Genomic DNA, 26,879 nt, shown 5'->3' on the forward strand with positions numbered 1-26,879 from the left:
GTGATAAGGAGGGAATCGAAGGAATTGGGAGATGCTGCGTAAAATCCAGACCAGCCAACTCGAGTTGGGAATGTTCATTCATTCCATGGAAGGCTCGTGGTTCGACCACCCATTTTGGCGATCACGGTTTTTGCTGGATGACCAAGCGCAGATAGAGCAGATTCTATCGAGTGACGTGACCCGGGTTACGATTGATGAATCGCGAGGCAAGAAATTGTCGCCATCGCCAAAGTCCGAAGCGCTTCTCGAACCCGGTGAAGCCAAAGTTTATTCGCCAAAACTGGCGAAGGCGCTCGAATTGTCGGCCAGCGACCGACCCCGCTCCTATTTGCGGGACGTTACGGAACCGGTCTTCAATCGGCTGTCTCCGCGCGAGCATGCGGCGGAGGTCCGCAAGGCCACTGCCACGATCAAACGGTCGCGGAAGGTGGTTATGGCGTTGTTTGAAGACGCGCGCCTCGGCAAGCCGGTCAAGTCGCGCAAATTGGTCCCTCTGATTGAGCAGATATCGCGGTCGGTCAATATCGATCCGACCATCATCCTCAACATCGCCCGTATAAAAACCAAGGCTGAATATACTTATTTGCATTCCGTCTCGGTATGCGCGCTGATGATCAATCTGGCCCGCAAAATGGGTTTTCCCGAGTGGCAGATGCAGGATATCGGTATGGCCGGTCTTCTACATGATATCGGCAAGATGACTATTCCGGAAAATATCCTGTCCAAGCCAGGTAAACTTGACGAGAGCGAATGGGAGGTGATTCGCAGCCATCCCCAGCGGGGGCATGACATATTGTCAGCATCAAAAAGCCTGAGCGATATCGTGCTCGAGGTCTGTCTGCAGCATCATGAGAAAATGGACGGAACCGGGTATCCGGCGGGGATATCCGGTGATGAGCTCAGTATCTTTACCCGGATGGCGAGCATCTGTGATGTCTATGACGCGATTACATCCCGGCGGCCCTATAACGATCCCCTGTCGACGTCGGAAGCGCTCGCAGAAATGATGTCGTGGTCGGGCCATTTTGACCAGCTCATTTTTTACGATTTTGTCGAAAGCCTTGGCATATTGCCTGTCGGAACGCTGGTTCGTTTGGATCACGATGAACTGGCGATCGTGATTGGGGAATCACCGTCCAACTATTCCGCGCCGATTGTGCGAAGCTTTCACTCTCTCGACAAAGATACCCCTATTGCTCCCAAAAATATCGATCTTGGTAGCGAAAGATCAAGACAATTGATCGCGGTGGAAGACCCGATAGACAGGGGCTTTTCTGACTGGGCGGACTTTTCCGCAGCGCTGCTGAGCAACGCGTCCGCCTGATCATCGCTTGAACGCAATCGTTCTGGTCAAGCCGATCTGACGTGCCACAATCGAGCACCGGTCGTGCCGGCACCTTCCTGCCGCCGCTTGCCTGAAGCGACCTTTACCCCCGACTGTTTTTCCCGATATAGCGCGACAGGGGCGTTTCGCTGCGAATGGTTGGGCCATGCGGGTTCTTGGTGTCATAGACCACCGCATTTTCAAGCACGCGTTTGACATAGTTGCGGGTTTCCGAAATCGGAATGTCCTCAATCCACTGAATCCAGTCGATGCCGCCCATGCGCGGGTCGCCGTTGGCGCGGAGCCATTTGTTCACATTGCCGGGGCCAGCATTATAGGCCGCGACGGCGAGCGGGTAGCTGCCGCCATAATAATCCATCATCCGCTGGATATAGCCGCTGCCGAGACGGATATTATATTGCGGGTCGTCGGTCAGAGACGAAAGGTTATAGGACAGGTTCGCCTTGCCGGACTGTTCGCGGGCGGTGCCGGGCATTAACTGCATCAGGCCGCGCGCGCCGGCATGGCTGATTGCGCCTTCGGCGAACTGGCTTTCCTGCCGGGTGATCGCGTGGATGAGTGTCCAGCTGCTTTCATGGCCGGAAGGAACCTCCATGGTCGGGAAGGTGGTTTCGTCGATCGCACCGACACCGGCACCAAGCGCGCTGATTCCCTTGATGACGCCGAGATCGCGCGCACCGATGCGGGTGGCAAGGTCGCTGATCAGCATATAATCTTTCGCGGTCTTGGCATTATAGGCGAGAGCGCGGTGGAAGCGGATTTGTTCCTTCCAGGGGCCGGTACGGACCGATGCCTTGGTCGCTATAACCAGCGGTTCCTTGTCAAAGGCGCTGCGTTCGGCGTCCGTGATTTCCACGGCTGGCTTGCGATTGAACACCGGCAGCGGGCGTCCGAGCCGCTCCAGCGATAACTGGCCGTAGAAATAATCAGGATAGACCGCCGCTTTTTCGAAATAGGCATTGGCCTGTGCCGTCTGGCCGGCTGCTGCCGCCGCTCTGCCGGCCCAATAATAGCCCTTCGACGTGATATTGGGCGAATCATAGGATTGCGCATAGAGATCGAACATCGCGATGGCCTTGGCTGGCTGGCGCATGCCGTTGAGCGCAGACGTGCCTGCTATCCATGCAAGATCGGAATATTTATCGCGCACGCGGCTATTCTGATCGGCGATCCTGGTTGGCCTATCATAGGCATCCTCAATTTTCGACGCGATATCATAGGCCGTCGTCCATTGCCGGTCATTGGCCGCGGCTTCTGCATTGAGAAGCAGGGATTCAAACCATGTTTCGGGGAGGGCGGGCTTGACCCGCAACGGCAATCTGGTCGCCAGCAACTGGCGCGCCGCATAGCTTTGGCCCTGGTTTCGCAAATAGCGAGCGCGGTCCGCCAGATAGCCTGCATCGTCACGGGCAATCGCGCCGACGGCGCTGGCCTGTGCATTGGCGTCGGACGATTCCGTCAACTGGGCCAGACGCGCAGCAAAAACGGGTCGTCTGGCAGGCGAAGTGAAGCTTAACTGGCCAGCAGCGTCGCGCGTTGCACGGGCCCAGAGCAGCGCGTCCATTCGCGCATCATGATCGTCGATCGTCAGGACCGAACTGAACCGCGAGATCAGGGCCGCTTCGTCCTCATCGGTCAGCGTGCCGCCACGCCAGGCCTGTTTCGCCATGGCATTGGCTTCTTCGCGCTGTCCTGACGCTTGCAGAGCAACCGCATATTTGGCGGCACCGGCGTTGATGGTTGGTGGAAATTTTTCAAAATAGGCAAGCACGCGACTGGGCGAGAAACTGTTGATGTTGATCGCTTGCTCGGCATTGCGCTGCATCCGCGTGTCTTCCGGCCAGCCCGGATAGGTTACCAGAAAACCGGCATAATCCTCGAAGGAATAATTGTCTGACTGGGTCAGTACCCGCCAGCGTTGCAGGCCAAGGATGGCATTGCCACCGGTTGGATCGGACAGGCCGCTATCGGCACTTTGCCAGCCAACTTGTTCGGCTGCCATACAGGTGACAGGTGATAAAAGCAGCGCTCCAATGAGAAATCTTGATACCATGCTGGACATTATGGGGCTAGGCTCCTTATCAGGCGCTGAACGGCGCACTATATCGCTGTTAATAATGCAAATGACTTGGTAACGGCTTTGCCCATTTCCGAGGTAAATATAAAGGATTATTCCATGTTTTCCGGCTCAATTCCGGCTCTGGCGACGCCCTTTCGCGACGGATCGTTTGCTGAGGACCAGTTTCGCGCTCTGGTGGACTGGCAGATTGACCAGGGCAGCAGTGCCCTGGTGCCCTGCGGGACCACGGGAGAAGCATCGACATTGTCCAATGCCGAGCATCATCGGGTCATCGAAGTCTGTATCGAACAGGCTGCCGGCCGGGTGCCGGTCATCGCCGGTTGTGGGTCCAATGATACCACCAATGCCTTGCTCCATCTTACCTTCTCGAAAAAATGCGGAGCAGCAGCGGGTCTGGTCGTGGCGCCTTATTATAACCGTCCGAATCAGGAGGGCATCACTGCCCATTTCACAACCCTGACGCAGAATATCGATTTGCCTCTGGTGCTTTATAATGTGCCGGCCCGCACGGTCACCGATATCTTGCCTGATACGGTTGCGGCATTGTCCGAGCTGCCCGGGATCGTCGCAATCAAGGATGCCAGTGGTGACCTCGACCGTGTCACCGAACATCGGCTCAATTGTGCAGAAGATTTTGTCATGCTTTCGGGAGTCGACGAACTGTCGCTGGCGTTTAATGCGGCGGGTGGTGTTGGCTGTATTTCAGTCACTGCCAATGTCGCGCCGAAATTATGCGCGGAATTTCAGGCGGCCTGTGCTGCGGGCGATTACGCCAGAGCGCGCGAGCTGAACGATGTGCTCTATCCATTGCACAAGTCGCTATTCTCCGACGCTTCGCCGGGGCCGATCAAATATGCGTTGTCCCGGGTCTTGCCCGACTTTTCAACCGACCTGCGCTTGCCGATGACGCCGCCGTCCGAAGCCAGCCGTAAAGCCGTGGATGCTGCTCTGGAAGGGGCAGGCCTGGTCTGATGGCAAAACCGCGTCCGGAAGAATTCGACAAGCAGAAGGTCGTCGCTGAAAACCGGCGCGCGCGCTACGACTATTTTCTGGATGACAAGTTTGAAGCCGGAATCATGCTGACCGGCACCGAAGTGAAATCACTGCGCTTTGGGTCGGGGACGATCGCCGAAAGCTATGCCGAGGTGAAGGACGGCGAGGTCTGGCTGATCAATGCCAATATTCCGGAATGGAGCCATGGCAACCGGTATAACCATACCCCTACACGACCACGCAAATTGCTGCTCAGCCGGCGCCAGATAAACAAGTTGCACGGAGCGGTAATGCGCAAGGGCATGACGATTGTGCCGCTGTCGATCTATTTCAACAGCAAGGGCCGGGCGAAACTGGAACTGGCCCTGGCCAAGGGCAAGAAGGCGCCGGACAAGCGCCAGACCGAAAAGGATCGTGACTGGAAACGGCAGCAGGGCCGGCTAATGCGCGAACATGGATAATTCGGATTCTAACCCTCCACCAAAAGATTGGGGCGCGCGAACGATCAAGCGTTTTTCGGTCTGGATGGATAAAAAAATGCCGACCCGCGCGAGCATGGCCAAGAATAAATATCTGAAGCCCATCGCGCACCGGTTTTTGCGATCTGATCTGTGGCATTTTAATCGTCGTTCTGTTCCGCGTGGGGTTGCTCTGGGCATGTTGGCCGGGTTTCTGGTTCCTTTGGGAGGCCAGACTTTTGTTGCGCTTTTTCTGGCTTTGCCGATGCGCGCCAATGTACCGATTGCAGCAGTAGCCACATTCATTACCAATCCATTCACCTATCCGTTCTGGATCGCTATCGCCAATCAGATCGGGAAGTCGATGCTGCAAGTCGAACCGGGGACAACCCGTTCGACCGTTCACGAAGTGGTCGATACGCAATTTGTGAGCGAAGTGGCCCAATGGCTGGGCTGGCTCGGGCGAGAAGCGGCGGTTACATTTTTTGGATTTGCCGTGTTGGCCATCGTGTTTGCTGCGGTCGGATATGTCGTGAGCAGCTTTGGCTGGCGTTGGTGGATCGGTCGAAAACGACAGGCAGAATTGGCAAAAAGGGAATCGGAATGGCTAGGCGATGGCGAGTAAATCTCCGCAAGGCAGCGGGTTGTTGAATTCCAGTCCCCGCAAGGCGCAAATCAGTGTGCAGGTCAGGGGCGCATTGATGGTTATGGCGGTGTTTGCATCTGCCGGTCTGCTCTACTGGCAAGTGCAGAATATTGCCTTGATCACCGCTTTTCTCGCTCTGGTGATCAGCATGGCGGGTGTCGCCTTTTTCCTGCGTCCGCAAGCGGACGATTTCGATCAGGACCAGTCAGATCCCGGGGACTGGGCGGTCACACGGATGGTCGCGGACCAGGCGGACATCGGTCTGGCGATTACCGATCGCGCGGGACGCCTTGTCTGCGCGAATGAACTTTTTACCAAATGGTTTAACGGCCCGGCGGTCCCTCCTGAATTGCCGTTGCAGGCAGGGGGTAATGAACTGCTTGCGACGGCGGGCCGGACCGCCTGGCGGGATGGACGCGGCTATGCCGAAGGCCTGAAACGCGGTGTCGCCGAATATAGCGCAAAAGTCGTCCGCGCGGGACAGGGCGACGAATATCTGCTGTGGCAGATGATACCGCAAATTCAGGCTGACATATTGGATGACATGGTTCGTCTGATTAGCGGTGGCGGCGGTCGCGCCTTTTCCGAAGCGGGTATATTGGCCAGCGTGATTGGCGGCGAAGGACGGATCCGGGCTTCAAATCAGGCTTTTGCGTTGCGTGCAACCGGCCGGGTTGACGCCAATATATCGGGTCGCAATTTTATCAATTTCCTGCGGTCCGATGACAAGGGCACGATCTTTTTCGAACGCGAAGGCCGTCATGGCACGCCGGTCCGCCTTTTCCACATCCCGCTGGACCGGGAAAAGGAAAAAGCCCCTGCGCTGATCCTGCTGATTGACGACGATGGCGGAATGGTCGAGCGCGGCAAGGCGCTGGAACAGGTGGAATCGATGCTATCGCTGCTTCCTCTGGGCCTCGCGCTGACCGATCGTGACGGTCGTTTTCTCTTCTTCAACGAAGCCTTTGCCAAGACGGCAGGCATCGGGGAAAATGAACAGCCTCTCTATCCCGGTGACCTGGTGATCCGGGATGACAAGTCGGCGGTCGCCGATGCTGTGCGCCGCCACGCCAGCGGTCCGCCACTGGCGGGTGATCTGGCGGTGCGTCTGCGCAACGGCGGTGAAGAGTCGGTCGCGCTGGGGATTGCCGGCGTTCGCGGACTGGGGGAAGCCGCGGTATTATTGTCGATCCGCGACAATAGGGAAGAATCGAAATTGAAGAGCCAGGTGGCCCAGGCGACCAAAATGCAGGCGGTTGGCCAGCTGGCCGGGGGCGTTGCCCATGATTTTAACAATATTCTCACCGCCATCATCGGTCATTGCGACCTGATGTTGCTGCGTCATGCGCCGGGTGACAGCGACTATGACGACATTCAGCAGGTCAAGAATAACAGCAATCGTGCTGCCGGTCTGACCCGGCAGTTGCTTGCCTTCTCGCGGCAACAGACCCTGCGGCCGCAAGTGCTCCAGTTGCCGGACGTGGTGGCGGATGTCTCGAACCTGCTCAAGCGATTGCTTGATGAAACCATTGAGCTGGAAGTGCGCCATGGTCGCAATCTCGGACTGGTTCGCGCGGACCCCGGACAGCTTGAACAAGTGATCATCAATCTGGGCGTCAACGCCCGTGACGCCATGCCCAATGGTGGCAAGATCTCGATTTCGACCCAGGCGGTGGTCGCCGCTGATGTCCGCGCGCTGAAAAGCGAGATTCTGCCGATTGGTGACTATACGGCGTTGATATTTTCCGACTCGGGCAAAGGTATTCCGCCGCATATTATCGGCAAGATTTTTGAACCGTTTTTCACCACCAAGGAAGTCGGCAAGGGCACTGGTCTGGGGCTTTCCACGGTCTACGGGATCATCAAACAGTCCGGCGGTTATATTTTTGCCGATTCCAAAGTCGGCGAGGGTACGACCTTCTCGATCTATTTTCCGGTGCATCATCCCACCGCAGAAGATGCTGCGCGCGCGACATTGGGGTCACCGCCGGTGAAGGCGACGGCACGAAAGGAATTGTGGGGAAGCGCCCATATCCTGTTGGTCGAGGACGAGGATATGGTGCGGGCGGTCGCGGAGCGAGCGCTAACCCGGCAAGGCTATACGGTGGTGACCGCCGGTGAAGGCGAGGAAGCTTTGGGATTGCTCGCCGCTCAGGCGGACGGCGAACAGCAGTTCGACATGATCGTGTCCGATGTCGTGATGCCCAATATGGATGGTCCGACCATGGCCAAACATGTGCGCAAACATTATCCGGAATTGCCGATATTGTTCATGTCCGGCTATGCTGAAGAGCAATTGCGCAAGTCGATCAATCTAGACAAGGTCAATTTCCTTCCCAAACCGTTTTCTGTCGCGCAAATAGCGGAAGCGGTCGGAGCGACATTGGCCGAACATGCCAAATCAAATTAGAATCTGGCAGAAATTCAATTTATTTTCAGATAAGTAACCCAAGTATAAAATATTTTCGTTCCCCTCTTGTTCTATGAGAACAAATGCGGTACATCATCACAATCATTGATTGATGGTGGTTAAGCATTTAGCGAAGGGGACAGGCAAATGGCCGGCAATTTAAAAGTCGTAGAATCGGATAATCAGTTGAACTCATCAGACAGACAAAAAGCGTTGGACGCCGCATTGGCGCAGATCGATCGTGCCTTTGGCAAAGGCTCGGCCATGAAACTGGGTCAGCGCAAGGCATTGGAAGTAGAGGCTATCTCGACCGGTAGCCTGGGGCTGGATATCGCGTTGGGAATCGGGGGATTACCAAAGGGACGCGTGATCGAAGTCTATGGACCGGAAAGCTCGGGCAAGACCACGCTTGCGCTGCACGTTATCGCCGAAGCACAGAAAAATGGTGGCACCGCTGCCTTTGTCGACGCGGAACATGCGCTCGATCCTGTCTATGCCAAGGCACTGGGCGTCAATACCGATGAACTCATCATCTCTCAGCCGGATACCGGTGAGCAGGCGCTGGAAATTACCGACACATTGGTCCGCTCCAATGCGATCGACATATTGGTGGTCGATTCTGTTGCCGCTCTGGTGCCGCGTGCTGAAATCGAGGGCGAGATGGGTGATACTCATGTCGGTCTGCAAGCGCGCCTGATGAGCCAGGCTTTGCGCAAGCTGACCGGTTCGATCTCCCGTTCGAAGTGCATGGTGATCTTCATCAACCAGATCCGTATGAAAATCGGTGTGATGTACGGCAATCCGGAAACCACTTCGGGTGGTAATGCGCTGAAATTCTATGCATCGGTCCGGCTCGACATCCGGCGGACCGGCCAGATCAAGGAACGCGATGATATTGTCGGCAACAGCACTCGCGTCAAAGTGGTCAAGAACAAGGTCGCACCGCCGTTCAAGCAGGTCGAGTTTGACATCATGTACGGTCAGGGCATTTCCAAGGTTGGCGAGATTATCGATCTCGGCGTGAAGGCCGGCGTTGTTGAAAAATCGGGCGCCTGGTTCTCCTATGACTCGGTGCGGATCGGGCAGGGGCGTGAGAATTCGAAACGCTTTCTTCTGGAAAATCCCGAAATGATGGCCAAGCTGGAAAATCAGATTCGCGGCAAGCAGGAAGAAGTGGCCGAGGAAATGATGACGGGCCCGATTGGCAAAGCCGATGACGGTGATGACGAAAAATAGGGGAATGGATCATCAAGGTGGTGACTGAAGCCGCCGCTTTGATGATTGTCCCTTTCGTTTGAACATCGCCTCTGGCGACCCGTCGGGCGATGCGGCGAATATATGAAAATATTACAAGTTTTGCCGGATCACTCTCCCCCGAGGCGATCCCTGGCATAGGGCCGTCCTTTTGTCCCCCGACTGCAGGACGGCCCATTTTTTCGCGGTCTTCTAAACATTTGACAAATTTCACAATTGTGGGATGCCTTGGTCAGGCAGCAAGGCTCAACCAGTTTGGAAATCGATATGACGATCATTGTTCATCATCTAGAAAACAGCCGTTCCCAGCGTATTATCTGGCTGCTCGAGGAACTGGGCCTCCCATACGAAATTAAACGCTATGAACGGGATTCCAAAACACAGAAAGCGCCCGACAGTCTGAAAGCCATACACCCGCTCGGCAAATCGCCGATGATCGAGGATGACGGGGATATTATTATCGAGACCGCTGTGATCGCCGAATATCTCGTCGCCAAGGCTGATGGCAGGCTTGGCGCGCCGGATGATGCCAGAGATGCTCGCCTCTATAAGCAATATCTCCACTTTGCAGAAGGATCGATGATGCCGCCACTCTATGGATTGCTGGTGGTCGGTCGCCTCGGTCTGCTCGGTCTGCCGGCACGCAAGCCGGTTGGCCAGATGGTCACTGATTTGCTCGTCTGGCTCGAAACCGAGCTCGCGGATCGCGATTATTTTGCCGGTAATCAGCTTACCGCTGCCGACATCATGATGAGCTTCCCGCTCGAAGCCTGCCAGTCGCGGGCCGGGCTGGACGAACGCTATCCCAATCTGCTGGCATGGCTGAAGCGCATTCACGCCCGACCGCAATATCAGACGGCGCTCGAAAAAGGCGGACCTTATGCCTATGCCTGACAGCCTTCTGGCTATCCCACCGGCTACCAATCGAGCGATTATCGTGAGGCAGCTTGCGTTACATGCTGGCGGGACCAAGTTTTGATCCATTCTCGGGATTGTCAACGGGAGATCGCTCGCCTAAGTCGAATTCATGCAAACCACCAATGATATAAGACGGTCTTTTCTGGACTATTTCGCCGCTGAAGGTCACGAGATCATTCCGTCTTCGCCGCTCATTCCCTATAATGATCCGACGCTGATGTTCATCAATGCGGGGATGGTGCCGTTCAAGAATATCTTTACCGGCGCGGAGAAGAGTCCCTATTCAACCGCGACTTCCAGCCAGAAATGTGTTCGGGCAGGAGGGAAGCACAATGATCTCGACAATGTCGGTTATACCGCGCGTCATCATACTTTCTTCGAAATGCTCGGCAATTTTTCCTTCGGCGATTATTTCAAGGAGCAGGCGATTGTCCACGCGTGGGCGCTGGTCACAAAGGTCTGGGGCATCTCGCCCGACCGGTTGACGGTGACCGTTTATCACACCGATGACGAAGCCTTTGACCTGTGGAAGAAAATTGCCGGACTGCCCGACGAGCGGATCATCCGTATCGCGACCAATGACAATTTCTGGTCGATGGGCGATACCGGACCTTGCGGGCCGTGCAGCGAGATATTCTACGATCATGGCGAGCATATCGCGGGAGGCCCTCCGGGCAGTCCCGATGAAGACGGCGATCGCTTTGTCGAAATCTGGAACCTGGTGTTCATGCAATATGACCAGCGCGGCGAAGGCGATCGTGTCGATCTGCCCAAACCGTCGATCGATACCGGCATGGGACTCGAACGGGTCGCCGCTGTCATGCAGGGCGTGCACGACAATTATGACATCGACCTGTTCAAGGCGCTGATCGCCGAGTCCGGGTCGCTGACCGGGACCGCGACAACCGGTGATAATCAGGCGAGCCACCGGGTGATTGCCGACCATCTGCGCGCGTCATCGTTTCTGGTCGCCGACGGTGTTCTGCCATCCAACGAAGGACGCGGCTATGTGCTGCGCCGGATCATGCGGCGGGCGATGCGCCATGCCCATCTGCTCGGCGCGAAGGATCCGCTGATGCACCGGATGGTTGGCTCGCTGACCGGTGAGATGGGCAATGCCTTTCCGGAGTTGATCCGGGCCCAGCCGCTGATCGAGGAAACCCTGCTGCGTGAGGAAACCAATTTCCGGCAGACGCTGGCCAATGGTCTGAAATTGCTTGATGCAGAAATCGAGGGCATGGGCGAGGGCGACATATTGCCCGGTGAGACCGCATTCAAACTCTATGATACATATGGTTTCCCTTACGACCTGACCGAAGATGCCTTGCGCGCCCAGTCGCTTGGTGTTGACCGGGAAGGTTTTGACAAGGCGATGGCGGAACAGAAAGCCGCTGCCCGTGCGGCATGGAAAGGTTCCGGCGATCAGGCCTCGGATTCGGTCTGGTTCGATATTGCCGAGCGCGAAGGCAGCACCGAGTTTACCGGCTATACGTCCGAAGAAGGTGAGGGCGTCGTCGTTGCACTGGTCAAGGACGGCGTCGAAATCGAAACGGCTGCTTCCGGCGATACGCTCACGCTGCTGACCAACCAGACACCTTTCTATGGCGAAAGCGGTGGCCAGATGGGCGACGCTGGCCAGATTTCCGATGCGGATGGTTTTGCGGCCACTGTGACCGATACAAGAAAGCCGCTGGGACGGCTTCACGCCCACCAGATTGAAATCCAGTCGGGCTCGGTGTCGGTCGGGGATATGGTGCATCTGCAGGTAGATAAAGACCGGCGCACAGCACTTCGTGCCAATCACAGCGCGACTCACTTGCTGCACAAGGCGCTTCGCCATCATCTCGGCGACCATGTCACACAAAAGGGCAGTCTGGTCGCCCCCGATCGTCTGCGGTTCGATTTCTCGCATTTGTCCGCTTTGACCGAGGCTGAAATACAGGCTGTTGAGGCCGATGTGAACGCGCAGATTCGCGGCAACAGTCCGGTGACAACACGCCTGATGAGTCCGGATGACGCGGTGGAAGCCGGAGCGCTGGCACTGTTTGGCGAAAAATATGGTGACGAAGTCCGCGTATTGTCGATGGGCCGCGAAGCGGATCTCGATTATTCGGTCGAGCTATGCGGCGGCACCCATGTCCGTGCACTGGGTGATATTGGACTGATGGTGATCATTTCCGAATCTGCGGTCTCCAGCGGAGTCAGGCGGATCGAAGCGCTGACCGGGGAAGCGGCGCGACTATGGCTTGTTGATCGCGATGCCAAACTCAAATCTATCGCCGCAACACTCAAGGCTTCACCCGAAGAAGCGGCGGATCGAGTCGCGACATTGGTGGAAGAACGCAAGAAGCTGGATCGTGAATTGGCTGAAGCGAAAAAGGCATTGGCTTTGGCAGGAGAAGGTGGCGGATCACAATCAGCAGCACCGGAAACCGTTGGTGACGTGGCCTTTAGCGGCCAGGTTATCCAGGGCCTGAACCCCAAGGAATTGCGTGGTCTGGTGGATCAGGCGAAGAAAGGGCTGTCCAGTGGTATCTGTGCGCTGGTTGCGGTCAATGATGGCCGGGCAACCGTTGCAGTCGGCGTTACCGACGACCTGACCGACCGATTTAACGCCGTCGATCTGGTTCAGGCGGGGGTTGCTGCTGTCGGTGGCAAGGGCGGCGGCGGTCGCCCGGACATGGCGCAGGGCGGTGGACCCGATGGCGCCAAAGCCGATGACGCGATTGTCGCTATCAAGGCTGTTCTTGCGGGCTGAGGTCATCCGGCAGCAAATCGGTAGCCGTCGCCTGTGCTGTTGAAGTGGACATGGATTTGAGCTTGGGTTCCTCCTCAAGATCGCCCTTTTCCCGAATTTGCTTGCGGTAAATATCGCGCAGTTCGTGGATCGATGCGATGACCGGACCCATGGCAACGCCATTTTCGACGAGCACTGCTTCTGACAATTGCAGGGATCCTTCCAGCGCTTCCGGCACCGCATTGGTCGCGCCAGCCTGATAGAGCTCGGCGGCATGTTCGATATCACGCGCCCTTGCAATGATCGGGAGGTCCGGCACCCAGGCGCGGACCTTCTTGACGATCTGTACCGACAAGACCGGCTCATCCATCGTCAGCACCAGTGCCTTGGCATGCCCCAGTCGCAACCGGTCGAGCATTTCGTTGCGTGATACATTGCCGAAAATCACCGAATAGCCCTCGCGGCGAGCTTTCGCGACTGTGTCGATATCGGTTTCCACCGCCAGATATTTTTGATCATGGGTCGTCAGAAGATCGGCGATCAGCTTCCCGACCCGGCCCAAGCCGATGATGATCGTTTGCTGGGGTTCAACGGGTTGTTGATCCAGTGCCGATCCACCGCTGCGCATTTCCATTCGCCGGGCGATGTCATGGCCGAAACGGGCCAGCAATGGCGTGATGGTCAGGCCAATTGCGGTGACGATTTGCCAGAATGCGGCGGTTTGTGGCTGGATCAGCTGGGCCTGCAAGGCTGCGGCCAGTACGATCAGCGTGGTTTCAGAGGGACTCGACATCAGGACGCCGGCTTCGGTGGCCGTCCCCGGACGGGCCCCGGCAAAGCGAAGCAGGCCGCCGGTAACGGCCGCCTTCACCACAACCACGCCGACAACCGCGGTGATCAGGCTTGCCCAATTCTCAAGGACAACGCGAATATCGACCTGCATGCCAACGGTGATCAGAAATACACCCAGAGCAAGGCCTTTGAACGGTTGGGTGATCACCTCGACTTCGCCGTGATATTCGGTTTCGGCGATCAGGAGACCGGCGAGCAGGGCGCCTACGATCGGTGACAGGCCGGTTGCCGCCGTCGCCAGGCTGGCCAGGATGATGACCAGCAAGCTGACCGCAAGAAACAGTTCCGGGCTCTTGGTTCGCGCCGCCTGTGCAAAAATCCGCGGCAGCATGAGGCGTCCGAGCACCAACATACCGAAAATGACGGCGCCACCAAGCAGCAGCGTCCGCCACAGGTCACCCCAGCCGCCATCGGCGGTTAGCGTCGGGGAAATCGCCCCGAGCAGGAAAATGATCGGGACAATCGCAACATCTTCGAACAATAGCATGGCCAGTGCCGCGCGTCCGACCGGACTTTTCGTGCCGGACATCGGCAGAACCAGAGCGGTCGAGGACAGCGCCAGAGCCAGTCCGAGACCCAGGGCACCGGCCGGATTTTGTCCGAGAAGATATAAAACCGAGGCAATGATCAGCCCTGACACCAACAATTCCGCTGCACCAACGCGAAAGACGAGGCGCCGTAAGGACCAGAGGCGTTTGAACGACAATTCCAGTCCGATTGAGAAGAGCAGCAGGATGATGCCCATTTCGGCGAACGGTTCGATGGCTTCGCGGTCATTGATCGTAACAAATTGCAGCCATCCATATTGACCCTGAAGCGAGCCAAGTCCCGACGGTCCCAGCAATATTCCGACGAGAATGAAGCCGATGATCGGGGTGATACGGAACCGGGCAAAGGCAGGAATGATGATCCCTGCCGCGCCAAGGATCACGATGGCGTCAATGACGGCGGGATTTCCGAGCGGACTGTGCATGGAGCGACTCTATACGCGAACAATGCTATTTGTCAGCAGGTTACATGAGCTAGATCAGAAATGATCGCCGTCGGCGGTGCTGTGCGCATGAATTCACCGGCGATGCGGTCGATCGCAATCGTCAAGCGTTTAAGCCGGAGGCCAATATTGCGGCGCATTCCCGGCCGGATTATCGGATTGGGTAAACGGACAGGGGGGCGGGCGAGAGGATATTCAATCGCCCGAATCTCCCATCATTCCGTTATGACTATTTCCAGTTTGCCATTTCCGTTTCCAGATTGGACCGGATCGCTTCAAAAAACTGTTCGGTCGTCATCCAGGATTGATCCGGCCCGATAAGGATCGCGAGATCCTTGGTCATATTGCCATTTTCGACCGTCTGGATGCACACCCGCTCCAGTGTTTCGGCGAAGCGCGTCACATCAGGCGTATCGTCAAACTTGCCACGATAGATCAGGCCACGTGTCCACGCGAAGATCGAGGCAATCGGATTGGTGGATGTTGCCTTGCCTTGCTGATGCTGGCGATAATGGCGGGTAACCGTACCATGCGCCGCTTCCGCTTCGACACAATCGCCGCTCGGTGTCATCAATACCGAGGTCATAAGGCCGAGCGAGCCAAAGCCCTGTGCAACTGTATCCGATTGAACATCGCCATCGTAATTTTTGCAGGCCCAGACGAACTTGCCGCTCCATTTCAGAGCCGAAGCAACCATGTCATCGATCAGGCGGTGTTCATAGGTGATGCCCGCCTTGTCAAACTTGTCCTTGAATTCGTCCTGAAACACTTCCTCAAACAGATCCTTGAAGCGGCCATCATAGGCTTTCATGATCGTATTCTTGGTCGACAGATAGACCGGCCATTCGCGGTTCAGGCCATAGTTCATCGAAGCGCGCGCAAAATCGCGGATAGAATCGTCGAGATTATACATGGCCATGGCGATACCGGGGGACGGGAACTGGAATACTTCCTCGTCGATTTTCGTGCCATCATCCCCATCGAAGACCAGCCGCAACTTGCCGGGTCCCGGAACCTTGAAGTCCGTGCAACGATATTGATCGCCAAAGGCATGACGACCGACCACAATGGGATCGGTCCAGCCCGGTACAAGACGGGGTACATTGTCGATAACAATCGGCTCACGGAAGACAACGCCGCCCAGAATGTTCCGGATGGTGCCATTCGGTGATTTCCACATCCGCTTCAGGCCAAATTCTTCCACCCGGGCTTCGTCCGGGGTGATCGTCGCGCATTTTACACCAACGCCATGTTTTTTGATCGCATTGGCTGCATCGACAGTGATCTTGTCATTGGTTTCATCGCGCACCTGGATCGAGAGATCATAATAATGCAAGTCAATGTCGAGATAGGGTTCAATCAGTCGTTCACGAATCCATTGCCAGATGATGCGTGTCATTTCGTCGCCGTCAATTTCGACGACAGGGTTTTTGACCTTGATTTTCGACATATTTCTTGAGTCTTTCCTGATACGGGAACCAAAGGGAGGAATGATGTTGCGAGCCTCTTAGCAAAGATTGTCATTTGTTCAACCTTGAGTTGCGGACGGGTACCCAAAACCCCGACAAGGAATTGTCGATTCATCAACGGGAGTGTTGTCAGAACAATGGGCCGTCTCTAAGTAACATCCATGGCAATTGAGAAATATTCAAACAAAGGGCTGGGAGAAGCCAAATGGGCTTTTCCTCCGATTCATCCCGAAGGCCGTAAATTTGCGGTCATCGCTGGTGTCATCACTGCGTTTTTTGCCATCATGGCATGGGAAACACTGGCTTGGCCAATGGCGGCTATTACCGTGTGGGTTTTGGCCTTTTTCCGTGATCCCAAGCGGGTTACGCCGCTCGACGAAAAATATATTATCGCACCGGCAGATGGTCTGGTGAACCTGATCATGCCGGTGAAGCCGCCCGTGGAATTGCAGGGCGAAGGCGGGCTCGCTAATGAAGAGATGATCCGTGTTTCTATTTTCATGAGCGTATTCGACGTTCACATCAACCGGACACCGATCGAGGGAACGGTGAAGCGTCAGGCCTATATCTCCGGAAAATTCCTCAACGCGGACCTTGATAAGGCGAGCGAAGAAAATGAGCGGCAACATTTTCTGGTCGAACGCAACGACGGTCTGAAGGTTGGTTTTACGCAAATCGCCGGTCTTGTGGCGCGGCGGATCATGGCGTTCGTCAAGGAAGGCGATTTTGTCGCCGCCGGACAGCGAATCGGTTTGATCCGATTTGGTAGCCGTGTTGACGTCTATTTGCCCAAGGGTACTGAACCCAATGTCGTGCTGGGACAGCGAACCATCGCCGGTGAGACCGTTATAGCGGTCATCGGGCAGATGAAAGAGATTGAAGGCGTTGGCCAATGATCATGAGGGCGGTCGTTAGCAGGCTGGTTTCGCTCTGATGGCGAATAATGGCTCCCTGAAGAGACCCGAGAGAGGGATATCGCTGAGGGCTTTTGTCCCGAATGCGGTGACGGCGCTGGCCCTTTGTGTAGGTTTGAGCGGTGTGCGTTTCGCTTATATGGACAATTGGGTGCTGGCCGCCGGAGCGATTGTTCTGGCCGGCATATTGGATGGTCTGGATGGACGGATTGCCCGTCTGCTGAATGCGCAGAGCCGGTTTGGCGCGGAACTGGACTCGCTTTCAGACGTGATCGCTTTCGGTGTCTCTCCAGCGCTGGTGATGTTTCTCTGGTCTACCCAATATATGCCGCAATTTGGCTGGGTGCTGGCGCTCACCATGGCGGTCGGCTGCGCGCTCCGGCTGGCGCGCTTCAATGCCTTGATTGATGACGAGGACCAGCCTCATAAATCGGCCGGGTTTCTGACCGGTATTCCCGCCCCGGTGGGAGCCGGACTGGCGATGTTGCCCCTATATTTGTGGATGATCACCGGTCAGGAAATTTTCCGTCACTATGCGCTGGTAGCACCCTGGATTGTCCTGATTGCCTTTCTGATGATCTCCAATACGGCGACGTTCAGCTGGTCATCGCTGCGTTTGCGGAAAAATATCAGGCTGGAAGGCATAGCCGTGGTCGCGTTGGTTGGCGTTGCCCTGATCAATTCCCCGTGGATCATGCTGGCCGCCATCAGTATCGGCTATCTGATATTGATACCCTTCAGCATCAGAAGCTACGCCAAAGTCAGGCGGCAACGCGCAACGGAGCAGGTTTCACCGCACGATTCTGAGTCATAGGCTGGGACGATTTGACTGTCCGGCGGCGATAGCTCGTCGTCTGCCGTATCGCTTCGGCCTGTCTGGCTTCCATCCCGTTTTGGATGACGTTTACAATCCTGTCACGATATTGAGAAAACATCATCGCGATGACCATTGCAGCACCGAAAAGGGCAAGAGCGAAAAAAGTGGAAATAGCGATACTGAGCATGTGATCATCCCGTTTGTTCTTCCAATAGACGCTTATTGTTCTATTTATGTTCTCCTTGTCAAGTGTTATGTGAAACATGCCGATGATAAGCATCGGAAGACGGTGCCCTGCGTGCCTCGGGATCGCACTGCGCGGCTTCGGTTGAACCGGCTGCTTATGCTTGTACCAATTCGCGACGCGCTTGCATGAACACGTCGATGCTGCCCCAGATGGCAAGGGTTGCCATGATTGCGGCGACCAGGAGATCGGGCCATGCCCGCCCTGTGCCGAGCACACCCAGTGCGGCCGCAAGAACGGCAATATTGCCGACGGCGTCGTTGCGCGAACAGATCCACGCCGAACGCATATTTGCATCCCCATCGCGAAAACCCATTAGCAACAGCGCGACGATGATATTGACGATCAGTGCCAGCGTTCCGACCAGACCCATCGTTTGCGGCTCGGGAGAGGCGCCGGCGTAAAATCCGTAAATTGCGCTGCCGATCACCCATAGTCCGAAGGCGAGCATCGTCGCGCTCTTGGCCAGTGCCGCACGTGCTCGCCAGGTGAGGGCCATTCCGGCAACAAACAGACTGACGGCGTAATTTGCCGAATCGCCAAAAAAGTCCAGTGCATCGGCCTGTAGGGCACGGGAATCAGCGGACATGCCTGCAACAATCTCTACCCCGAACATCAACGCATTGGCGATCAGGGCGAACCACAGTACCCGCCGCCAGCGCGGATCATTGTTATTGCCAGTGTCTGACGGAACATTGCAGCAGGATTTTGCCATAAGGCTTGCCTCTTGTGATTTCGAGTCGCTCACTTATATGAACCCTGTAGCTACTAAAGGGTCAAGCGATGCGTATTGGTGAACTGGCGAAGGCAACGGGTGCGAAGGTAGAGACAATACGCTATTATGAGCGAGAGGGCATCCTTCCGGCTGCGGACCGGACGGATGGGAATTACCGGGACTATTCCGCCAGCGACCTCGCTTTGTTGACCTTCATCCGGCGCGCGCGAAACCTCGGTTTTAGCATGGTGCAGGTTCGTGCACTGATAGATTTGGCGGCAGACGGTGACCAGCCTTGTGACGAGGTGGATGGCATGGCGCGCGAGCATATCGTCGAAATCGATCAGAAGATCGCCGATTTGACCGCGTTGCGCGGGGAATTATCCCGGCTGGTTAACGACTGTGATGGTGAGCGCATTGGTGAGTGTCTGATTGTCGAGGCTCTTGGAGGACGCGGTCGCTAGATGATTGCAAGTGCGTCAGGAAGGGAAGGGGGATGCCCGTCCCGAAGTGCCGCACTCCTGATATTGCCGGGCATCAGTTTGTGGTTGCATTTTTCTTCTCTTCGCCCTAACGGCACGCTCATTCCACATGGAAAGCACTCATACCGGTGCCAATGGCGGCCTTTCAGGTCGTTTGAGGTTATCAGCTTTCCAGAGGCATAACCGGATAAGGAGAAATATTATGGCGGCCCCTGTCGTCACCCTACAGCAATTGATTGAAGCCGGAGCGCATTTCGGCCACCAGACCCACCGCTGGAACCCGAAGATGAAACCATATATCTTCGGCGCCCGCAACAGCGTCCACATTCTTGACCTTTCGCAGAGCGTGCCCTTGTTTGCACGGGCTCTCGATTTTATCGCCAATGCGGTATCGGCAGGCGGCAAGGTCCTGTTCGTCGGTACCAAGCGTCAGGCGCAAGAGCCGATCGCCGAAGCAGCACGCGCCAGCGGCCAGCATTTCGTAAACCATCGCTGGCTCGGTGGTATGCTGACCAACTGGAAAACCATTTCCAATTCGATCCGCCGGATGAAAACTTTGGAAGAGCAACTCGGTGGTGATACCGCTGGCTTTACCAAGAAAGAAGTCCTGCAGATGACGCGCGAGCACAACAAGCTGGAACTCTCGCTTGGTGGTATCCGCGACATGGGCGGTATTCCTGACGTCATGTTCGTAATCGACGCCAACAAGGAAGAACTTGCCATCAAGGAAGCCAATGTTCTGGGTATTCCGGTTGTAGCGATTCTCGATTCCAATGTTGATCCCAGCAACATCGCATTCCCGGTTCCCGGCAATGACGATGCGGCGCGGGCTATTCGCCTCTATTGCGAATCCGTCGCGGCGGCGGCTACCAAGGGCGGTCAGGACGCTTCGGTTGCCGCTGGTGCCGACCTGGGGGCCGCGGTTGCTCCACCGGTTGAGCAGATTGTATCGAGCGAAGCCAATGCCAGTGCAATGGCTTCCGGCGAAGAAGCAGCGGTTGCCGACATTGCTGAAATAGCGGCGGAAATGGTACCTGCTGAAGCGGCAGTTGCCGAAACACCGGCAGAAGAGCCGAAAGCCGAAGAAAAAGCAGCTCCGAAAAAAGTCGCTGCAAAGAAACCGGCTGCCGAAAAGAAAGATGACGCAAAGACGGACGAAAAGGCCTGAACTTGAAGCGTCTTTCTGTGGTCATATATTGACTGCAAATGAAAATAACCGGGGCGGCATTATTGTCGCCCCAATTTCACATTTCCCGATCAAGAAATTGAGGAACAAATTATGGCTATTACAGCAGCAGCAGTGAAGGAACTGCGCGAGCGCACCGGTGCCGGCATGATGGATTGCAAAAAGGCGCTGAACGAAACCAATGGCGACGTGGAAGCCGCTGTCGATCTGTTGCGGACCAAGGGGCTTGCTGCCGCACAGAAAAAATCAAGCCGTACTGCAGCTGAAGGCCTTGTCGGTGTTTCGGTCAAAGGAACTCGTGGCGTTGCGGTTGAAGTCAACAGCGAAACCGATTTCGTTGCCAAGAATGACCAGTTTCAGGACTTTGTTGCCAAGGTAACCGATGTCGCGCTTGGTCTGAACGAAGATGATGTCGAAGCGCTGGCTGCTGCCGAATATCCCTCGGGCGGAACGGTGCAAGACGTGCTGACCAACAATATTGCAACTATTGGCGAAAACCAGACGATCCGCCGGATGAAAACAGTTGCCGTATCAAACGGTCTGATTGTTCCCTATGTCCATAATGCGGTCACACCGACGATGGGCAAGATCGGCGTACTGGTTGCGCTGGAAAGCACGGTTGGTGCAGATGTTCTGGAACCGCTGGGCAAGCAGATTGCGATGCACATCGCGGCTGCATTCCCGCTGGCTCTGAACGCTGAAGATCTTGATCAGGACATGCTGGCCCGTGAACGTGCCATTGCGACCGAAAAGGCCGCCGAGTCCGGCAAACCGGAAAATATCGTCGAGAAGATGGTCGACGGCGCGATGGCAAAATTTGCCAAGGAAAATGCATTGCTCAGCCAGATTTTCGTGATGGACAACAAAACTCCGATTGCGAAAGTTGTCGAGCAGGCGGGCAAGGAAGCCGGCGCGGAAATCAAACTGACAGAATATGTTCGTTTCCAGCTTGGTGAAGGCATCGAGAAGAAAGAAGATGATTTTGCAGCGGAAGTCGCCGCCGCAGTTGCTGGCTAATCGAGCAACAGATTGAATATTTCAGGCGGTAACGCTTGGCAGCATGGCGCGGACTATCTATGGTCTGCGCCATATTTGTTTTTGGGGCCGGACATTGATTCCGGCAGGATAGGATTTGCATGAAACGACCGGCGTTCAAACGAATTTTGCTGAAGCTTTCTGGCGAGGCCCTGATGGGCTCTGGCGAATTCGGGATCGACGCGGAAACGGTTAACCGCATCGCGGCTGAAGTGAAATCTGCCAAGGAGGCAGGTTATGAACTTTGTCTGGTCGTTGGTGGCGGCAATATTTTCCGCGGTCTGGCTGCGGCTGCAAAGGGTTTTGAACGTACCAGTGCCGATTATATGGGGATGCTGGCAACGGTGATGAACGCTCTGGCCGTCCAGAATGCGCTTGAGCAGATGGGCTGTGACACGCGGGTTCTGTCTGCCATTCCGATGGCGAGCGTTTGCGAACCCTATATTCGCCGCAAGGCGGTGCGCCATCTGGAAAAGGGTCGCATCGTTATTTTTGCGGCTGGTACAGGCAATCCCTATTTTACAACCGACACGGCGGCGGCACTGCGCGCGGCCGAAATGGGCTGCGAGGCGTTGTTCAAGGGGACCAGCGTTGATGGTGTCTATAATGCCGATCCAAAAATCGATCCTGACGCGACGCGCTATGAACAGCTGGGCTTCGATCAGGTATTGAGCGATAATCTCAAGGTTATGGACGCCAGTGCGGTCGCGCTTTGCCGCGAGAACAAGATACCGATCGTCGTCTTCTCAATCCGCGAGCAGGGCAATCTGGCGACCATATTGGGCGGCGGTGGAACTGCCACCATGGTCGGAACAACCGAATAAAGCTTAGAGGAAACAGCAATGGCAAAATATAACAAGGCCGATCTCGAAAGGCGGATGAACAGCACGCTGGAGGCGCTCAAACACGATTTGAGCGGCCTGCGCACTGGTCGTGCCAATATCGCCCTTCTCGATACGATCACGGTTGAGGTCTATGGTTCGAATATGCCGCTTAATCAGATTGCGACCGTATCTGTACCCGAGCCGCGCATGCTGTCGGTACAGGTCTGGGACAAGAGCAATATTCAGCCGGTGGAAAAGGCGATCCGATCGGCCAATCTGGGGCTCAACCCGATGGTCGATGGCTCCAATATCAGGCTTCCTATTCCGGATTTGACCGAAGAGCGCCGCAAGGACCTGGCGAAGCTGACCGGCCAGTTCGCTGAAAAAGCGCGCATCGCCATTCGCAATGTTCGTCGGGATGGCATGGATGACCTGAAGGCCGACGAGAACAAAAAGGAAATCAGCGAGGACGACAAGAAGCGGCTCGAGACCGAAGTCCAGAAACTGACTGATGAAATGATCGCCGAGGCTGACAAGCTTGCTGACGCAAAAGAGCAGGAAATCCTGACCCAGTGAAGCTCGCAGGTTTCAAGAATGGTGCCGAAGATTCGGCGTCAGGCGCGGCAGGGAAATCCGACCCCACTTGTGGTGTCCGTCACATTGCGATCATCATGGATGGTAACGGACGATGGGCAAAGCGCAAGCATCTGCCGCGGGCTCTTGGCCACAAAAAGGGTGTCGAAGCGGTCCGTAATATCGTGCGGGTGGCCGGCGAGATGGGCATAGAGGCGATGACGCTCTATGCCTTTTCATCGGAAAACTGGAGCCGGCCAGAAGATGAAATCAGTGATCTCATGGGATTACTGCGGCAATATATACAATCGGATATCAACGAATTTGTGGAAAATGGTGTTCGGTTGAAGGTTATCGGCAATTACAGGGCGCTCGATGCCGATATCGTCGCGATGATCGATGATGCGATTGAAAAAACGGCCAATAATGAAAATATGACGCTGGCTGTTGCGCTTAACTATGGGGCACAGGACGAAATGCTCCGGGCGGTGCGGGATATTGCGGCGACGGTCAAACGGGGCGACCTGGAGCCCGAAGAGATTCGGATTGATGATATTTCCGCTGGTCTGGATACCGCCGATTTGCCGCCGCTCGATTTGCTGGTCCGAACCTCGGGTGAATTGCGCCTGTCCAATTTTCTGCTATGGCAAGCCGCCTATTCGGAACTCTATTTTACCGATACGCTGTGGCCGGATTTCGACAAGGAAGAGCTGGAAAAGGCGCTGAAATCATTTGGATGCCGCGAACGACGGTTCGGTGGGCGCTGAACATGGATGATCGCGCTGGCTCCAAGCCCGGCAAAGCCAGTGAATTGCAAAAGCGCGTCATTGTGGGCGTGCTTCTGATTGCGGTGGCTTTGCTGGCGGGATATTTTGGCGGGATATTGATGTGGTTGCTGGTCGTGCTGATGGCGCTCGGCATAATGAGCGAGTGGGCGTTGCTGACCCGACGCGATAACAATCGCCTGCTTGCGATGTATGCACTGTCCGTGCCTTTGGCGATCATGTCCCCCTGGGCTGCCGGTGCTTCATTTCTCGCGCTTGGCCTGATCATGGGCGCAGCGATGTTTGTTGCGGTATTCGACCGTTCGCTGAAACTCGCCGCGGGCGTATTCTACGCTGGTCTTCCGGCTCTCGCGGTCCTCTATTTGCGCGATATCGAGAACGGTATCTTGATCATGCTCTGGACACTGGCGCTGGTATGGGCCACCGATATCGGAGCCTATTTCTCCGGCCGCGCGATTGGCGGGCCAAAGCTGGCACCGCAAATCAGTCCCAATAAAACCTGGGCTGGCCTGATTGGCGGTGTTGCCCTCACGACCGTGGTCAGCTTCGTGCTCCATGTCTATTGGGGACTATCTTTCTATCTGGTGTTGCTCAGCATGCCCCTCGCGGTGCTGGCGCAAATGGGTGACCTTTTCGAAAGTTGGCTCAAGCGCAAAGCAGGGGCGAAGGATAGTGGTACAATCTTCCCAGGCCATGGTGGTGTGATGGATCGCCTCGATGGTTTGATTCCGGTGGCACCGGTCGTCGCCATGATCATGCTGACAGATAGTCTGGGCGCCTTGTCATGACGAAATCGGTCTCCATTTTTGGCGCAACCGGATCGGTTGGCCAGTCGACGCTGGACCTTATTCGCCAGCAACCGGATGAATATGAAATCATTGCGCTGACCGCAAACGGCAACGCCTCCCAGCTTGCCGCGCTCGCCAAGGAGTTTTCCGCACGGGTCGCGGTCGTCGCCGATGATTCCGCTTATGATGAGCTCAGGGAGCAACTGGCGGGGACGTCGATTGAGGCCGCAAGCGGTGCTGACGCGCTGGTAGCCGCCGCTGCTCTGGGTGCAGACTGGACGATGGCGGCGATCGTCGGTTGCGCTGGACTGCCGCCAACGCTCGAAGCCTTGCGTTGTGGGAAAACGGTCGCTTTGGCCAACAAGGAAGCTTTGGTTTCTGCTGGCGCTCTGATGATCACCGAGGCGGGAAAGGCGGGTGCGACCCTGTTGCCGGTTGATTCGGAACATAATGCGATATTCCAGGCGCTGCAGGGCGGGACAATTGAACAGGTCCACAAGATTACCCTGACCGCCAGCGGTGGTCCGTTCCGGGGCTGGACAAGAGAGCAGATGGCGAGTGTGACCCCGGAGCAGGCGGTGGCCCACCCCAATTGGGATATGGGTGCCAAGATTTCGGTCGATAGCGCAACGATGATGAACAAAGGGCTGGAACTGATCGAAGCCCATTATCTGTTTCCGGTCGGTCTCGCGAATATCGAGATACTGGTGCATCCCCAGTCGGTCATTCATTCGATGGTTGAATATCATGATCGCTCGACGTTGGCGCAGCTCGGTTCTCCGGATATGCGGATACCGATTGCCAGCGCTTTGGCCTGGCCGGACCGGATGATCACCAATTCCGAGCCTCTCGATTTGGCGGAAATCGGCAGGCTCGACTTCGAACGACCCGATGAAAGCCGTTTTCCGGCGACCAGAATTGCGAGGGAGGCGATCATGGCAGGCGGCGCCAAACCGGCGATGCTCAATGCCGCCAATGAAGTAGCCGTTGCTGCCTTTCTCAACCACGCGGTTCAGTTTCTGGACATCACGGAGATTGTAACACGGCTCTTAGATAGTTATAGCCCACCGGCGCCGACCGCATTGGCGGATATTTTTGCGATAGACAAAGAATCCCGCGTTCGGACCGAGCAACTGGTCGAGGAATTGAAAGTTTGACGGATAATCCCGGTATTTTGATATATTTGCTAGCATTTCTGATTGTTATTGGTGTGCTCGTATTCGTGCACGAGATGGGTCATTATCTTGTCGGCCGCTGGTGCGGCGTGAAGGCGGAAACCTTTTCAATCGGCTTTGGCAAAGAGATTGCCGGATGGACGGACAAGCGCGGGACCCGTTGGAAAGTCTGCATGTTGCCGCTGGGAGGTTATGTCCAGTTTGCCGGGGACATGGATCCCTCGGGCATGAAGAGCAAAGAATGGCTCAATCTGCCGGCAGCCGAACGCAATCAGACCTTCCAGTCCAAATCCCTCTGGAAGCGCGCGGCGATCGTATTTGCCGGGCCAGCGATCAATTTCCTTTTTGCCATATTGATCATCACCGGTTTTGTGATCGCTTACGGAACCAGCTCAACCTTGCCGGTTGCGAGCGCTATTTCGGAAAATTCGACAGCCGCCGCGATTGGGATGAAGCCCGGCGACCGGGTGGTTTCTGTCGACGGCGAAAAAATCGAGCTGTTTGAAGATCTTCAACAGAAAATAATATTGATCCCCGATCAAAAAGTAGAAATTATATACGAGCGGGACGGCCAGCCTATTGCAAAGCAGGGCACGATTGGCGTCAACATAATGAAGGACCGTTTCGGAAACGAATATCGCCTTGGTTTGTTGGGAATGGCCTCCAGCGAAGTGGAATGGCGGGAAGTCAGTCCGATAGAAGCTCCTGTTATAGCGGTTGAGAAAACGATCGGTATAGTGGATCAGATCACGACAACGCTTGGGCAGGTCATCACCGGCAAACGTTCAATAAAGGATCTCGGTGGCCCGCTTAAAATTGCTCAGGTCTCGGGCGAACAGTTCAAATTGGGGCTGGAAGCTTTCATTCTCTTTGTGGCGTTAATCTCAATTAACTTGGGGTTCATCAACCTGCTGCCAATCCCGATGCTCGATGGAGGGCATCTGATGTTCTATGCAATTGAAGCGGTTCGGAGAAAACCGGCTAGCCCAAAAGTCCAGGAATGGGCGTTCCGTTCCGGGCTCGCCTTGGTCATGGTGTTCATGTTGGTGGTGACATTCAACGATTTGACGTCTTTTGGTCTGTTCCGATCTGTCACTGGCTGATTGACCATTGATTGATTCGCTGCATTGGGGCAGGGGGTTCGCGAAGTCGGTGCGTCGGCGCCGGTTTCATTTTATTTTTTGGTTT

24 protein-coding genes are annotated in these 26,879 nt (G+C 55.8%); 19 read left to right on the plus strand and 5 right to left on the minus strand.

The genetic code is table 11. From position 1 onward, the window contains the following. The first annotated feature begins 31 nt into the window (after positions 1 to 31). Positions 32 to 1,324, plus strand: a complete 1,293-nt coding sequence (locus tag ACN0VD_RS09735; RefSeq protein ID WP_417593752.1) for an HD-GYP domain-containing protein — start codon at positions 32 to 34, stop codon at positions 1,322 to 1,324. A 103-nt stretch (positions 1,325 to 1,427) separates the two neighbouring features. On the opposite strand, the gene ACN0VD_RS09740 is transcribed toward ACN0VD_RS09735, so the two are convergent. Next, positions 1,428 to 3,407: a lytic transglycosylase domain-containing protein gene (locus ACN0VD_RS09740; RefSeq protein ID WP_417593753.1), complete on the minus strand. Its 1,980-nt coding sequence runs from the start codon at positions 3,405 to 3,407 to the stop codon at positions 1,428 to 1,430. A gap of 114 nt (positions 3,408 to 3,521) precedes the next feature. On the opposite strand from ACN0VD_RS09740, the gene dapA reads away from it, so the two are divergent. From dapA to alaS, 7 genes are all read left to right on the plus strand, one after another. After that, positions 3,522 to 4,397 (plus strand): 4-hydroxy-tetrahydrodipicolinate synthase, encoded by an 876-nt coding sequence (gene dapA / locus ACN0VD_RS09745; RefSeq protein WP_417593754.1) that lies wholly within the window; start codon positions 3,522 to 3,524, stop codon positions 4,395 to 4,397. Further along, positions 4,397 to 4,879, plus strand: coding sequence for an SsrA-binding protein SmpB (gene smpB, locus ACN0VD_RS09750; RefSeq protein ID WP_417593755.1), 483 nt, complete (start codon positions 4,397 to 4,399; stop codon positions 4,877 to 4,879). Before dapA ends, smpB begins: the two co-directional genes overlap by 1 nt. Before the next feature lie 76 nt (positions 4,880 to 4,955). Then, on the plus strand, positions 4,956 to 5,501 hold the full coding sequence (locus tag ACN0VD_RS09755) for a DUF2062 domain-containing protein (RefSeq protein WP_417593756.1): 546 nt from the start codon (positions 4,956 to 4,958) through the stop codon (positions 5,499 to 5,501). Positions 5,502 to 5,577: 76 nt separating this feature from the next. Further along, complete coding sequence (locus ACN0VD_RS09760; RefSeq protein WP_417593864.1) at positions 5,578 to 7,932, plus strand: response regulator; 2,355 nt, start codon at positions 5,578 to 5,580, stop codon at positions 7,930 to 7,932. A 147-nt stretch (positions 7,933 to 8,079) separates the two neighbouring features. Further along, positions 8,080 to 9,168 carry a recombinase RecA gene (gene recA, locus ACN0VD_RS09765; protein WP_417593757.1) on the plus strand — a complete coding sequence of 363 codons (1,089 nt, stop codon included), beginning with the start codon at positions 8,080 to 8,082 and terminating at the stop codon, positions 9,166 to 9,168. Positions 9,169 to 9,453: 285 nt separating this feature from the next. Beyond that, on the plus strand, positions 9,454 to 10,080 hold the full coding sequence (locus tag ACN0VD_RS09770; protein ID WP_417593758.1) for a glutathione S-transferase family protein: 627 nt from the start codon (positions 9,454 to 9,456) through the stop codon (positions 10,078 to 10,080). Positions 10,081 to 10,213: 133 nt separating this feature from the next. After that, complete coding sequence (gene alaS / locus ACN0VD_RS09775; protein ID WP_417593759.1) at positions 10,214 to 12,862, plus strand: alanine--tRNA ligase; 2,649 nt, start codon at positions 10,214 to 10,216, stop codon at positions 12,860 to 12,862. On the opposite strand, the gene ACN0VD_RS09780 is transcribed toward alaS, so the two are convergent. Together ACN0VD_RS09780 and ACN0VD_RS09785 are read right to left on the minus strand one after the other, a co-directional pair. Beyond that, positions 12,840 to 14,666 carry a cation:proton antiporter gene (locus ACN0VD_RS09780; protein ID WP_417593760.1) on the minus strand — a complete coding sequence of 609 codons (1,827 nt, stop codon included), beginning with the start codon at positions 14,664 to 14,666 and terminating at the stop codon, positions 12,840 to 12,842. The two genes, alaS and ACN0VD_RS09780, sit on opposite strands and share 23 nt — an antisense overlap. Positions 14,667 to 14,913: 247 nt before the next feature. Next, complete coding sequence (locus ACN0VD_RS09785) at positions 14,914 to 16,134, minus strand: NADP-dependent isocitrate dehydrogenase (protein ID WP_417593761.1); 1,221 nt, start codon at positions 16,132 to 16,134, stop codon at positions 14,914 to 14,916. A 180-nt stretch (positions 16,135 to 16,314) separates the two neighbouring features. On the opposite strand from ACN0VD_RS09785, the gene ACN0VD_RS09790 reads away from it, so the two are divergent. Both ACN0VD_RS09790 and ACN0VD_RS09795 read left to right on the plus strand, forming a co-directional pair. Further along, the gene (locus tag ACN0VD_RS09790) at positions 16,315 to 17,049 is read left to right on the plus strand and encodes a phosphatidylserine decarboxylase (protein WP_417593762.1); all 735 of its coding nucleotides are present in this window, start codon (positions 16,315 to 16,317) and stop codon (positions 17,047 to 17,049) included. 37 nt (positions 17,050 to 17,086) lie between these two features. Next, complete coding sequence (locus ACN0VD_RS09795) at positions 17,087 to 17,881, plus strand: CDP-alcohol phosphatidyltransferase family protein (RefSeq protein WP_417593763.1); 795 nt, start codon at positions 17,087 to 17,089, stop codon at positions 17,879 to 17,881. Here the strand turns inward: ACN0VD_RS09795 and ACN0VD_RS09800 are convergent. Next, the gene (locus tag ACN0VD_RS09800; protein WP_417593764.1) at positions 17,829 to 18,164 is read right to left on the minus strand and encodes a hypothetical protein; all 336 of its coding nucleotides are present in this window, start codon (positions 18,162 to 18,164) and stop codon (positions 17,829 to 17,831) included. The genes ACN0VD_RS09795 and ACN0VD_RS09800 overlap by 53 nt on opposite strands. Before the next feature lie 61 nt (positions 18,165 to 18,225). Continuing rightward, entirely contained in the window at positions 18,226 to 18,843 is a 618-nt protein-coding gene (locus tag ACN0VD_RS09805) for a cation transporter (RefSeq protein ID WP_417593765.1), read from the minus strand. A 68-nt stretch (positions 18,844 to 18,911) separates the two neighbouring features. On the opposite strand from ACN0VD_RS09805, the gene ACN0VD_RS09810 reads away from it, so the two are divergent. From ACN0VD_RS09810 to rseP, 9 genes are all read left to right on the plus strand, one after another. Continuing rightward, the gene (locus tag ACN0VD_RS09810) at positions 18,912 to 19,307 is read left to right on the plus strand and encodes a MerR family transcriptional regulator (protein ID WP_417593766.1); all 396 of its coding nucleotides are present in this window, start codon (positions 18,912 to 18,914) and stop codon (positions 19,305 to 19,307) included. A gap of 220 nt (positions 19,308 to 19,527) precedes the next feature. Next, on the plus strand, positions 19,528 to 20,493 hold the full coding sequence (gene rpsB, locus ACN0VD_RS09815; RefSeq protein WP_417593767.1) for a 30S ribosomal protein S2: 966 nt from the start codon (positions 19,528 to 19,530) through the stop codon (positions 20,491 to 20,493). 111 nt (positions 20,494 to 20,604) lie between these two features. Next, positions 20,605 to 21,528, plus strand: a complete 924-nt coding sequence (tsf, locus tag ACN0VD_RS09820; protein ID WP_417593768.1) for a translation elongation factor Ts — start codon at positions 20,605 to 20,607, stop codon at positions 21,526 to 21,528. 119 nt (positions 21,529 to 21,647) lie between these two features. Then, entirely contained in the window at positions 21,648 to 22,370 is a 723-nt protein-coding gene (gene pyrH, locus ACN0VD_RS09825; protein WP_417593769.1) for a UMP kinase, read from the plus strand. A gap of 18 nt (positions 22,371 to 22,388) precedes the next feature. Continuing rightward, positions 22,389 to 22,946 (plus strand): ribosome recycling factor, encoded by a 558-nt coding sequence (frr, locus tag ACN0VD_RS09830; protein WP_417593770.1) that lies wholly within the window; start codon positions 22,389 to 22,391, stop codon positions 22,944 to 22,946. Next, positions 22,943 to 23,710: an isoprenyl transferase gene (locus ACN0VD_RS09835; protein WP_417593771.1), complete on the plus strand. Its 768-nt coding sequence runs from the start codon at positions 22,943 to 22,945 to the stop codon at positions 23,708 to 23,710. Before frr ends, ACN0VD_RS09835 begins: the two co-directional genes overlap by 4 nt. Positions 23,711 to 23,712: 2 nt before the next feature. Beyond that, positions 23,713 to 24,516: a phosphatidate cytidylyltransferase gene (locus ACN0VD_RS09840; RefSeq protein ID WP_417593772.1), complete on the plus strand. Its 804-nt coding sequence runs from the start codon at positions 23,713 to 23,715 to the stop codon at positions 24,514 to 24,516. Continuing rightward, positions 24,513 to 25,673: a 1-deoxy-D-xylulose-5-phosphate reductoisomerase gene (locus ACN0VD_RS09845; RefSeq protein WP_417593773.1), complete on the plus strand. Its 1,161-nt coding sequence runs from the start codon at positions 24,513 to 24,515 to the stop codon at positions 25,671 to 25,673. Before ACN0VD_RS09840 ends, ACN0VD_RS09845 begins: the two co-directional genes overlap by 4 nt. Further along, entirely contained in the window at positions 25,670 to 26,794 is a 1,125-nt protein-coding gene (gene rseP, locus ACN0VD_RS09850; protein ID WP_417593774.1) for an RIP metalloprotease RseP, read from the plus strand. Before ACN0VD_RS09845 ends, rseP begins: the two co-directional genes overlap by 4 nt. The last annotated feature ends 85 nt before the right edge of the window (positions 26,795 to 26,879 follow it).

Source organism: Parasphingorhabdus sp. (assembly GCF_048267785.1).
In the GTDB taxonomy this organism is placed as follows: Bacteria; Pseudomonadota; Alphaproteobacteria; order Sphingomonadales; family Sphingomonadaceae; genus Parasphingorhabdus.